Below are 11904 nucleotides of genomic sequence, written 5' to 3' on the forward strand. Positions count from 1 at the left end.
CGCCACATCCGGCGAGATTGGCCCGGAGAAGCGGAAGGTGCCGTAGGCGGTGAGGATGGGGGTGTTGAGGAGGTAGAGCATGGCATACCGATCGTGATGGACTGTCTGCTGTATTTGCACACATCAACCTGGACGGCATGCCGGCACCGCCTGGGATCGCGGGCTTTCAGCCGGCTTCGCGCGCCGGGGGCTCGGTGACGCCGGGGTGCGATCTGCGGCGCTGACACCAGCGGATCACACCCATGCAGTGCAGCATTGCACGCCCGGCCGCTCTTGCACCCGCGTCGCGGCGGTCGAAGCCGCGTTGGACGACCAGAGTGCGCAGGTCAAGCCCGGGCCGTGTTCGTCGCTGCCATGGCCCCCGGGTTGCCGGAGACCCGCCGGATACTCGCCGTTTCGGACTGTGGCGCGCCGTTGCGGTATTCCACGCTGACGTAGATGCTGTCGACCTTGGCCTCCTCCGCGGCCATGAAGGCGCCCAGGCTCATCGGGACCTTGCCGCCCGTGACGTCCACGGCAACGTTGGTCACGCCGCTGGCACTGAGCGCGGCCAGCAGCTCTCTGGCGGCTGCGACGGCCTCTGCCGGGTCGTCCGGATCGCGGACCAAGCGCGTACCCACGACGCGGATGCCGGCCTCCGCCGCCACGTGCTCCAGTGCCTGCACGGGCTCCGCCTGGCTCTGGCTGCCGATGAAGCCGACCCAGGACGGACGGGTCCGCTGCATGACCCAGGTCGGCACCTCCTTGCGGCTCACGGTGAACAAGATCGCAGTCCAGCGCGCATCCTCGCGGACCAAGCCGCCCACGGCCGGAAACCGATTACGGCGCAGCCAGGCACGCAACCGGTCGCGCTTGATCCAGGCCAGCACGCCCAGCAGCAGCGTCAGGGTCGGCAGCGCGACCCCGAGCAGAATGCCCGCTTGATCCAGCAGGTTCCACGTCGCTTGGCTCCAGCCGAAGAGCTGGCCGTTGTCGCCGGTCAGCATGGCTGCAAGCCCCGGCCAAGACGGACTCCGCACCGGGGACGAGCCACTGCGCTCAAGCGCGGGGTGCGAATGCCGATGCCGCGGGCACGGTGCGCGTGGCCTGCGCGCGGCGGCCCATCTGCCTGCGCGCCCCGAGCGCTGCGACGCAGCAGCCGTGACAGTCCTACCCGCTGCGCAGCCGAGGACAACGGTGGACGTCGCCGCCCAACCGCGAGCCGCGCCAACGCCACCAGCTCAACCCAGCTCAGCATCGTCAGATCAAGCATCGGCGCCACCCCGGGCGGAAAGTCGGTCATAGAGCGAACGGGCATCGGCCGCAAAGGCCGGGATCACCGCGGCGACCTCTGCTGCCTTGGCCGCGTCATAGGTCTGCGACGTGATGCTGCGCTTCTCCCGGTACAACATCCAGGCATCCACATCGTTCACCAGGCCCTGCTCGGCCCCGGCCCGCATCAAACCACGCCAGGTCATGCGGTCCACCTCCTGCGCATCCGGCAGATCGAGCTGCAATCGTCGCTTGCGCATCTTCCATGCCAGCTCGAACGTAAACTCAAAGCGCTGGATGCAGGCATCGCGCAGCTCCTCGTCCAGCGGCGCCGCCTTCCAGCGGACGAGGCCGCGGTCGAGGGCGGCGAGGGCTTTTGCGAGGGGGGTGAGGTCGAGCATCGTTGCGCTGCGCTTGAAGGGTCGCCCGGCAAGACTCAGTGCAACGCCGCCGCCAACTGATCCACCACAAAGACCCCATCGTCGAAATAGCCGAACAGTCGCTTGGCCGCGCCGCTGGCCCAGGCATCACATTCGTGGGTCCAGCGGCCATGTGGCGTCTTGAGCTTCGTGAAGTCCAGGCGATCCGGGTTGTACTGGTTGTCATGCAGGCGCCGCGCAAGATCGCTCAGGCGCTCGTTCACCATGCGCAGCTCGTCGGCGCTGCACTTGGCGACGCTGCGCTCCAGCTCCTCCCCATAGCGCAGCTTGTCGTCCACCGCTGGCCAGAGCCGTTCTCCGAGCAGCTCGGGGCCTGCCTGACTCCAGACGACATCGCCCCACACGGACAAGGTCACTTGGCCGTCCAGCTCCATCGTCAGCGTGTCAGGCAGCTCGGCTGCGTCTGCCACCGTCACCGGCAGTCCCGCCGCTAGCCGCCGAAAGACGTGCTGATGCTCGTGAACCAGTGTATCGGCGTCGATGGCAATCGGCAGACGCGGCAGCCGCAGCAGCTCTCGGGTGCGCTCAAAGACGTACACGCTTTCGTCCGCGTACAGCATGCCGAGCGCCTGCATGAATCCCTGCACGCTCTTGAAGCCGCCGGTGAGGTTGAAAACAACCCGCCAGCCACCCTGTGCCATGCCACGCAGCTCCTGGGCGCACAGCCGCGCAAGCTCAGCCATGGCCGCGCGGAACTCGCCCAGGTCGTCGGTGCGCAGATCGGCGATGCGCTTGACCTCGACGCCGTGCCCGGCCGTCTCCAGCACCTCCGAGATGAGCTCGGCAATGGCAGTTCCGAGCCAGGTGTCGGTGGCGATGAGCCAGTGATGGTCCCCGCCGTCGCCGAGCCGCCCGTCGTACAGGCGCAACAGCCCGTTCAGCTCCGCGGACAGGCGTTCCTGGGCTTGCGCATCCGCACCGGCCAGTTCAGACCGGCCGCGCTGGATGAGCTGCTCCAAAGCCGCACGGTCCTCTGCCGGTACTTCAGCCGGCTCGCGCGCATTCGCATGGCGAATCACCAGCCCGCGCTGGTTACCGGCGAGGTTCGTCAACAGGCTGGTGCCGCAGGTTGAAACGACCAGTTTTCGCATGGTGAGCCGCCTCCGCAGGCGTAGCGCATGGTTCGACCACCGCTCTCGGTCTAAAGGACTCGGCCGAGCAACGTGCGTAGGAAGTGAGCCAAACAGACTATCCGTCGACGTCGCCGCAAAGCGGAGTCGCGCCTTAGCTTGTGCAAATGTCTATTGCGGGTTTTCGATGAGTGTAGGCAGACCGCGATCCTCTGCTGCGAGATCCGGCAGGCTGTAGCGTTCATCCCGTCTGCGATCCCTTGCCTCATTCTTGACGAACCACTTGTAGCTGTCACCGACGGGGCCGTTCTGATCGTCCGTACGCGGATAGTGGGTTGGCAGGTTGCCGCCCCGGAGCGCATGTCGGAGGGCGCGGATCAATGGCAGCGAATCAAACCCCGTGCCGCCCGTTCCGATGGCGTCGGCGAGGGCGGCCTGGTACGCAGAAATGACAGGTTCGACGTGCGTACCTCCAGTGATGCGGCGCCCTGCGTTGCTGCGGCTGCCGAAGCCAGCGTAATCTTCCTTCAACGCCTCGCCGTCTCTCAGGTCAAGGGATGTGGCACTCAGGTTTGCCGAGCCGAACCCAAGGGGCTTGCCGCCGCCGATGCGCAGATGACCCGTCTCGAATTCCCGCAGCAGCCACAACAGCGCTCCGAGCTCGACATCATTCAGGTTCGTAACATGGATGTCGAAGACGAAGCGAGTCCCTGGCTTGATCCAAGCCGTGATGGATCGGTTTTGATCCGAACGTTCGCCCTCATGGCTCAGCCATTCCCGATAGACCTGACGATTGTCGAGCTGCGCTTGCAGCGGCTCCGTCACATCGTTGCTCTGCTCCCAGTACCCCGACAGCTCAGCCTGCCGCTGATGTGGGTAGAACTTGCGTCCGCGCAGCCCGCCGCCTTTTCGGTATGCGTCCCTTTTGTCCACGCCCCGCGGTAGGGGCTCGCCTTGGGAGTTGCGAGCAGCGTAGAACCGGGCTTGCGCCGGCTTCGGCTGGCCGAGAATGGCGAGCGGTACGCCAGAGTTGGGATCGAAGCGTTCGACGGCACCGGCGCCGTCCGGGCAAGTTACTGCGCCGATACGCAGTTGTCCCTTGAAGCTGCCATGACCGCTTTGGTTTACCCAGCCAAACACCCGGTCGGCAGGCGAAAGGGCCTCCGGCGCTTCTGCGGGCTTGAGGGTTTCATTGAGAAGCTTGCTCGGCGGGTCATCGAAAAGCATACGCGTGATGGAAACAGGATAGAGGGCGAGGACTCGCTGAGGCCGGTCGTTGCGATCTGTTTCGATGCGCGCGTAGCACAATGTCCCTGCGTTGAGGGTCTCGGCGCCCGTGGTGACAACGTGGCGCGAGAATCCCGTCTTGCCAGGTTCGTGGTCGAGGTAGTCAGAGGCCGATGTGTTATGCGCCTTCCGCTGCTGGATCTCGTCGCGATGAATGGCCTGATAATCTTCGATCAAGCGTTTCCAGTTCTGTATATGCTCTTCTTGCAGGGGCAGGCTGATTCGCTTCGGTGTGAGGAGAAACACCCGCTCCTCGTGCTTGTTCATGATGTTCGGGCCAGACACGAAGACGAAGCCTTCGTGCCATCCCTTAGGACAGGCCGCTTGCTGCGCCGCGGGCACAATCTCTCGTACGGCGAGAAACGAGAATCGGCGCGAGCGATGGGATCGCCGCTCCAGGCGGACGTACACGTGGTCGCCGTGCGCGGGCAAGCTGCCACTGGGATAGCGCAGGGCTTCCTGGCCCTCGTGCTTATCGCGTCTGGGTTGGGAGGTCCGGTCGTATTTGCGGTAGCGGTGAAGCCACGCCCCGTACATCAACGAGTCCTCGCCGCGACCTCTAGGCCTGCCATCGCGCCCGACATCCGACAGCCCCGGTAGCAGCTCAGCGCTCAGGGCGCCGTTACTCGCGTTGACGATGCGACAGGGGATGAGCTGGACGCCTTCCGGCGCAGGCATGCGCAGCGCCAACCGCTCATCATGGGCCTCTAGGATGCCCATCCGGCTGTTGGTGCAGGCTTCGTACATCGAGCGCAAGGCACCCTTGATGCTGGTCGGGGGCAGGATCGGACTGCCGTGCTCGTCCACCCGCAGCCCGAACGTCTTGTGGTCATTCGCATCTGCACGGCCCAGATCCGGCACGAGCAGCGGCGTGTTTGTGGTCAGCTCAACGGTGATGCTGCCGCTCCAGTGTCCCGGGTGGTAGCGGTGATGCCCTGCGGGTGTCTTGTCGCCCAGGGTCGGATGCTCGCGAGTCCTGGGCAACACCGGGATGAAGTTGTAGGGGTTTTCGAACTTACCCCTGTCGCCCGTGTTCTGAGACTCCGCGCGTCGTCGGTCGGGGTTCTCGGGGCGGTGTTGGTCTGGCCGGGCAGGCCCACCGCCGCTCTGTGAATCCCGCCTGGCACTCGGCGCAGACACATGCGAGCCATCCCATTCCTTGCCGGCGTCCCAGACCTTCTGGACTTGGCCGCCCTCCATCAGGTATTCGACTTCACGACCTGCCAAGGACCTTGGCGCATTGGCAAAGACATCGGCGAGCTCGCGGCTCAGCTTGTCCTTGTTCAGCGGGACATCGCGTGTGCCTTTCTTCGTCGGCACGACGATGTAAGCCTGCGGGCCACTTTTGACGTCTCGGACCTGGATTTCGGCTTTTGCCGCTTGGTCACTCATGGTGCCACTCCCTCATCTCGTGCAATCTCTTCAGCCGCTTCTGCTGGTGTCAGGATGCTCAGCAGCCTATGCTCGACGATGATGCGGTTTCCGTCAGTACCCGCTGGCTCCGGCGCCCGTCCGATGTACTCACAGACCCTATATCCGCCGAGTCCGCCCGGGACCTGCGCGCCCGGAAAATCATTACCGTAGCTGAGGATCTTCCCGCCCCTCAGCGTCTCAAGGTCAGTGAGGCTCGGCAGCGCCGTAAAGCCCACTGGCGCAGGCGCGTCAGCTTCCGTGATCCACGCGGCGCGTCCCGTGCCGGGTGCCTCGGGGTCGCGAAGCCAGCGCAGCTCTCCGTCTTCGTTGAACAGCCTTGCCTCGTAGACCTGTGAGAGCAATGAGCCGGCTTCGTCGTCATGGAGGTGCGGCCAGGTGACCAACCGGATGGCTCCGGGCGCCTGGAGCAGCCCGTGCAGCTTCACCTGTGCGAAGGATTTTGCGAGACAGTCGGCCAGCGGCACATCAGCGCAGGCGAAGCGGTACAAACAGGTCATGCTGTTGCTCCCTCGGTTTCGGACCGGAGCCAGGTTGCCCAGGCATCTCTCAGGGCGCTGATCAACGGCTCGATACTCGTATCAACGAACTCGCCGCCTTGTACTTCCAGGGTGAGCGGATCCGGACAGCCGTCACAGACCGCCCCAAGGCCATCGATACTTACACGCTCGACTTCGAGGTCGCCATAGCCACGGTTGACCCCATAGCCCAGCGGGATGCGTCCGGTGCAAAAATCCCGCAGGACAAGCCAGAGCAGGGCTAACTGTGCGCGAGGCTCGTCCGCGAGCTTCAGCCGCAGCACAAGGGGCTCCCAAGCGATGCCCATGGGCTCGACCGCATTGTACAGTAAAGAGTCCGCGGCACCCCCGGTCCAGCGATCCACGGCAACGTGCATGGCCATTGCCATCGGGCGCTCTGAGCTGGGAGCCGGTCGCCACAAGCTCTCTTCCCGCTCCAGCTCATCCCATTGCTGGGACGACAGTGCGAAGCGGGCGTAACAGGTTTCGAACGCGAGTTGGCCCTTTGCCGGCGACCCGCCAGCGGCTTTGCCGCCGCGCCGGTCGGGGCGCCGCGCGCGACCGAAGAGCTCGGACACGAGCGGGACGTCCACCTGTTCGTGATGCTTGTCGGCAACGTGATCGCGATCAAGTACGGTGCGGACGATACGCTCTGCATGCGCGCGCCAGGCACCCTTGATGCCGGCACCCGGCAGGGCCAAGGCGAGCCTGCCGTCGTTGCGGCGGCTGACGAAGGGTAGGCTGTCCACGACCACGCCATCCCGGGCAGAGCGGCTCATCAAGGGACCCTTGGGCTGCCAGTGGATTGTGATGCGGATGCGTGGTGGAGACGAGAGCGCATGCAGATCCCGATTGGTCTGCCAGCCTGATCGGCAGTCAGTTCCGGGCGTTCCCGACAGCAAGTGGAGAATGCCTTCAGGGGTCGCCCAGTCCTGCTCCGTGCATTCGGCCCCGATCAGCTTGACCCGGCCCAATCCGCGCGTAGCTGAAGCGCCGAGCGGCACCTCGCCGGCTTCCAGGGCGTCCAACAGTTGCGCGAGCAAGCCCCGATGCAGATCGGCGTCTTCGTCTTCCAGCACTTCCAGCGTCAGCCTGAAGTCGAAGGCTGTCCCTTCTGGGAGCACTTCTCGGTCGTACTTGATGTTGTCTGCCGCGGTGCCGGAACGCCGGTCGATGCCGTTGCCGTGCCAGAGTTCCGATGCCGGGGCATCCAGCGCCGGCGCATCATCGATCACCACCCGCGAGGCCGTGCCTTGGTCCTCGCCCAGTGCATAACCCCAGAGGGCGTCATCCGGCGCAGCTTGGGCGTAGGCGCGGATGGCCCCAGCCAAGGATGTCCCGGGGATGTAATAGCGGCCGAGCCCATCTACCGCCAGCGCCATGTCGGTGATGGCGCCGGTCTCGGCACCGCCGACGTGGATTGGTGTTTGAGACACAAGCCGCCCCTTGATCGTGAGTGTGCGGGCAATCTTACGCGCCATGGCTGGCCTCCTGGCGGGCACTGCCGACGGTTTGTGCGCGATTATTCGCGTTCAGCTGTCTGGAGATGGCCGTGAGCCAGAGCGTCTTGATGGCCTCGATGCGCAGCTCTGCGGCCAAGGTCTCCCGGTTGTGGTTGGCGAGGGGCTCCGGACCGCCCGGCATCTCGAGCGATGCCCAGATGCTGTTCGGGGTGTCATCCCCCAGGTGGCGGTTGAGCGTTCGGATTGTCGCGTTTGGCCACTTGTCGCGTCGCTTGTCGTTGTTCTGGGTTGCAGCAAGCCAGGAGCGGATACGGTTCAGCCCCCCGACGTCGTGCAACGACTCCAGCAGCGCGCGCAACGCGCCCAGCTGGGTGTTGGGGGGCAAGGGGGCGTCGCCGCTGCGCCAGCCGAGCGTCTCTCGGAACCGGGCGTCCTGCTCAAGCGCCTTACGCCGGATGGCGAGTCGGCCGGCGCGGCGTTGCAATGCCTGAGAGAACTCGGTCGGTTGCAGGGTCCCGGCGGGTTGCTGTAACGGCTTGTCTGCGGCAAGCTCAATGCGGCTTAACGGTTTGTGGGGCGGCTCCGCAAGCAACGGTGCGTTGAAGACGATCTCACCATAGCCCTCACCGCGGCGCTCGCCGAGCCCGTGCGCCTGCACTCGTGCGAGCGCATCAGCGCTGGGCTTTGCCTCGGCATCGAAGGCGAAGCAAGAGCCCGGCGCCAGACCGAAGCGGGTGGGCCGGCGCATCTGCCAGGCGTTGTTCCAGCCGTCGTCGCGCCAGGGACGGAGGAATATCCCCTCGCCGTCGTTGCGTACCTTGACGGCCACACCCAGTGCTGCCGTCAGCGCTTCGGCGACGCCATGGGCATTCAACACGGGCGAGAGCGCTTCGTCGCGCAGCAGCAGGGGCGATGCGAGCCAGAGCGTCAGTCCTTGCGCTGCTGCCGTGGGCTTGCCGGGCGCTGTGATCTGCTGGCAGGTGAGCGCGACCCGCCCGTAGTCATCCTTCTTCGCCCGTCCGATCCGCAGTGACCGCGGTGCCTGCTTGAGCCAGTTGTCGAAGTCGACGTCAGTCGGTATCAGTCCCGCATCGATCCACAATTCCGACAGCAGTCGCTGCCCAGGGCGCAGCGCCTTGTAGCTGTAGACGCCACCAACGCCCGACGTGGGCCGCTGCACATCGTCATCGATGGTTGCGTGGGTCGTCGCCACGGTGTTGGCGGTCAGGGCGGCTTTATCGCCATTGGGCAGACCGTCCGTGGCCACGAAGCCAAAGCGCACCTGCTTTCGCTGCCGCTTGTCGTCGGGCGGGCCGTGGAGCTGGCTGATGGTTTCTATGCCCTCCTTGAGCTTGAACAGCGCGGCCGGGGCCGGCAGCAAGCGTCGCCCGCCGGCGGCAAGGTACGCATTGCGTACTTGAACGGCGCCACTCGCGAGTGCACCGGTCGTCTTGTCCCCGAGAAGCTTGCGCAGCCATTGGTTCAGCGCCGGCACCAACAGCGATCCAGGAATATGGTCGTGGGTCGTGACCATGTTGCCGAGGGTATCGGCGGGCACGACCACAGGTGAGCTCAGGTCCAATACCAGGCGGACGATCCGCCAGTGCGCACCGGCACCTCCAGCGGCCTCACCGCCGAGATGCAGTGCCGGCGTGGACGCCTGCTTGTCGTCGGAAGGCGGTGTTGCCTCCTTGAGCGCTGCCTGGAGCTTGTCACTGGACAACCCGCCTTCCAACGTAAGCTCGCAACGTCCCGCACCGCGGCGCCGCTTCGCCCCCAATCGATCTACCGCCTGTGTACCGGCGGCGAGCAGTGCCAGGGCCGAGCGCCGCCGGGGCCCGGAAAGCGCCAGTGCCGATTCCGCGCTCAATTCAGCACCCGCGAGCACCGCTTCTTCGAAGCGCAGCATCTGGGATTCCGCAACTCCAAAAGCGTCGAGCTTGACGCCCGGCTTCAACAGCACCAGTGCCTCGCGCATGTCGGCCTTATTCGCGATCGCATCGCGGACCTCCGGCGCAAAGCGGGCGGCACCGACGGAAAGCTTTGCGGGGCGCGCGGCGCGATAAGCTTCGCCATCCTGCTGGTTGCTGCCGAAGATCTCTCGCAGCATTTCGTGCCAAGGGCCGGCGGCGTCGCCGCGATCCAGCCCATAAGCGATGCGCTCGCAGCCATCTCGCAGGATGCCGGTCAAGGTCTTCGCCGGGCAGTAGGGCAAATCGTCCTCAGGATGGCGGCGTACCACCGCATCTACGTGTCCACGCGCCCCGGCGCCGTCGCCGATGTGCCAGTCAGACAGGAAGCGCAGCTTGAAGGTCAAGGTGTCGGTCATTGTGGGCCTCCGCTTTGTCGCAGGCTCTCGGTGTCCTCAGCGTGCTCGCCACCCTCGGTCGCTGCTCCATCATCCGCAGGCCAGAACCCGGCGCCGTTGACCGCATCGACGAATCGTGTTGCCCACACGCTGCCCGACTTTACGTCAGACCGCTCAACAAACAGCGATTCGCCCGTCTCCACCAGGGTGGCAAGCCCCTGCCCGTCCAGCCAGCGCAACTCCTTGAGCCGGGCATCGCCGACGGTCTTGCCTTGCCCGACTGCCTCTCGCAGTGCGTGCATCTGCGTGCTGGGCAGGCACGCCCGCTGTGAGTCCTCATCAACAGCGTTCAGGGCTTCGAAGCGCTTGATAAGCTTGTCAAAGTGGTGGGAACTCGCCCAAGCGCGACCTGCCGGCGGTGCGTTCTGCAAATCGTCCAGCGAAGTCACGACGTAAGGTCCCCCGTACAGCCGCGCCTTGCCATGGGTGGTCATGCGGTGCTCGCGAATCGATTCCAGATCCGTATAGGACGCGTCGAAAAGCACGTGGAAATCCAACGCTGAAGCAGGGAACGGCGGCGGCGTCGCATCAGCTGTTGCACTTGAGTCGCGATAGACCACGTTCTGCTTGACCTTCTTGGCGGACTTGAGGAGATCGTCCGCCAGCTCGTGCGCGAGATGGAAGGGGAAGTGATGCTTGACCAGCGCGACACCCGCACCCGCCGAGAGTCGCGGGCCGCCGAGAGCGATGTCCGCGATGGCTGAGATTGTCTTGCATTTCCGGGTCTCCTCTTCGAAGCTCCGGAGAAATGTCCGGGTAAAGGCCAGGGCATACTCGCCTTCGACGAGAACGGTCATATCATCGCCGGCGAGTACCAACGGAATGACGGGAACCGCGATTCGGTTGTCACGGATGAAGCCGCGATAGCGGTGTCGCTCTGGTTTGGATGCGCCAAGCCAGTGGACGTGCTCACAGGCGGCAAAGAAAGCGTTCTCGGTCGCCGTTTCCAATTCCTCTGAAAAACGCCGCATCGCCTCGAAAACGGTCAGCTCTTCTCCGCCGTTTTGCTTGAGTACTGTCAGATGCTCATCCAGATTCAGAAAAATCTGACCCAGCCCATTACCGTCGGCAAAGACAACCCCGAGCCACTGCGTTTCATCGACCCAATTCTGAAGCTTATCAATATTGCCTGCGAGAAAGAGTTGTGAACAGTCGTTTTGCTGTGACACACGCTGCATCAAGCGGCCGATATACTGCTTCCACCCGCTGGCGGCTTCGCGCTTACGGGCAGATTCGGCCGAACAGGGGAGCGTCGTCCTCCCTTCCGTGCAGTACTCAGCGGCAGAAAGTCCGGATGTCGCGCAGGGGTGCGTCCAAGGGAGCACCGGCGCGCGGATCGAGCCCATCGCGTCCCGATTCGCATCGAGCCGTTTATGCACCGCGGCTATGCTGTCTCCGTGCGACCCGCTCAATGGCGCGATTGCACCTGCCACTTGCATACCGGGTGCCTCCTTGAGCGCCTTGGTGGTGATCTCCGCAATCAGGCGCTCGCCATCAGTGCGCTCACGCACCTGGACCAGCGCTTTTCCGGACGTAGCCAGCACGATGCCGGCTTGATCAGTGACCGCGCTCTTCACCCACTCACCGACGCGTCTTGTCAGTTCCGAAGCGCCGACGTTCTCGCGCAATTTATTCGTCTTGAAAAGGTATCGCTGGTTGCCGGATGTCTCGATCAGGACCAGGAAGTTGTAACCATTGTTCTCCGCGTTCACGTCAGGATTTCTCCCTTATTGCTGCACTTCACGGGTGGGTGAGAAAAGTGTCAATCTCCTACCCCGAGAGTTGTAAACCCAACTCCCTCGCCCGGCAATGCCAACTGGTATCTTGTATACGGCCGCTCCCCACCGTCATCGTCGATGAGGTACGGCGCGGCGAGCTGCTGGCCGAGGGCTGCGCGGATGGCGGCGTTGGTGCGGGTCTTGAGCACCTGGAACTGCTCGTCGTCCATGCCGCGGGCGTAGGTCTTGTCTTCGGCGCGGGCGACGGTGCCGGAGTCTGGGCCGCTGATTCGGCGCAGCTCGTCGAGGTAGTGCCCGGTGAAGCCATCGGTGTCGTGGCGGGCGGGTGGCTGGCCCT

8 protein-coding genes and 1 pseudogene are annotated in these 11904 nt (G+C 64.7%); all 9 read right to left on the bottom strand.

Annotation, left to right across the window (positions count from 1 at the left end):
* Window positions 1-326: 326 nt before the first annotated feature.
* Window positions 327-986 (bottom strand): hypothetical protein, encoded by a 660-nt coding sequence (locus tag QZ607_RS24810; RefSeq protein ID WP_295888640.1) that lies wholly within the window; start codon window positions 984-986, stop codon window positions 327-329.
* 258 nt (window positions 987-1244) lie between these two features.
* On the bottom strand, window positions 1245-1652 hold the full coding sequence (locus QZ607_RS24815; protein WP_295888643.1) for an HI0074 family nucleotidyltransferase substrate-binding subunit: 408 nt from the start codon (window positions 1650-1652) through the stop codon (window positions 1245-1247).
* A 35-nt stretch (window positions 1653-1687) separates the two neighbouring features.
* Complete coding sequence (locus tag QZ607_RS24820) at window positions 1688-2782, bottom strand: putative CRISPR-associated protein (protein ID WP_295888646.1); 1095 nt, start codon at window positions 2780-2782, stop codon at window positions 1688-1690.
* A 150-nt stretch (window positions 2783-2932) separates the two neighbouring features.
* Window positions 2933-5440, bottom strand: coding sequence for a TIGR03986 family CRISPR-associated RAMP protein (locus tag QZ607_RS24825; protein ID WP_295888651.1), 2508 nt, complete (start codon window positions 5438-5440; stop codon window positions 2933-2935).
* Window positions 5437-5979 (bottom strand): hypothetical protein, encoded by a 543-nt coding sequence (locus tag QZ607_RS24830; protein ID WP_295888653.1) that lies wholly within the window; start codon window positions 5977-5979, stop codon window positions 5437-5439. Before QZ607_RS24830 ends, QZ607_RS24825 begins: the two co-directional genes overlap by 4 nt.
* Window positions 5976-7478 (bottom strand): RAMP superfamily CRISPR-associated protein, encoded by a 1503-nt coding sequence (locus QZ607_RS24835; RefSeq protein ID WP_295888657.1) that lies wholly within the window; start codon window positions 7476-7478, stop codon window positions 5976-5978. Before QZ607_RS24835 ends, QZ607_RS24830 begins: the two co-directional genes overlap by 4 nt.
* Window positions 7468-9789 (bottom strand): RAMP superfamily CRISPR-associated protein, encoded by a 2322-nt coding sequence (locus tag QZ607_RS24840; protein ID WP_295888661.1) that lies wholly within the window; start codon window positions 9787-9789, stop codon window positions 7468-7470. Before QZ607_RS24840 ends, QZ607_RS24835 begins: the two co-directional genes overlap by 11 nt.
* Entirely contained in the window at window positions 9786-11540 is a 1755-nt protein-coding gene (locus QZ607_RS24845) for a hypothetical protein (protein WP_295888665.1), read from the bottom strand. Before QZ607_RS24845 ends, QZ607_RS24840 begins: the two co-directional genes overlap by 4 nt.
* Window positions 11541-11590: 50 nt before the next feature.
* A pseudogene (locus tag QZ607_RS24850) lies at window positions 11591-11904 on the bottom strand (TIGR02584 family CRISPR-associated protein); the annotation flags it as partial.

The organism is uncultured Thiohalocapsa sp., assembly GCF_913063425.1.
Taxonomy (GTDB): Bacteria; Pseudomonadota; Gammaproteobacteria; order Chromatiales; family Chromatiaceae; genus Thiohalocapsa.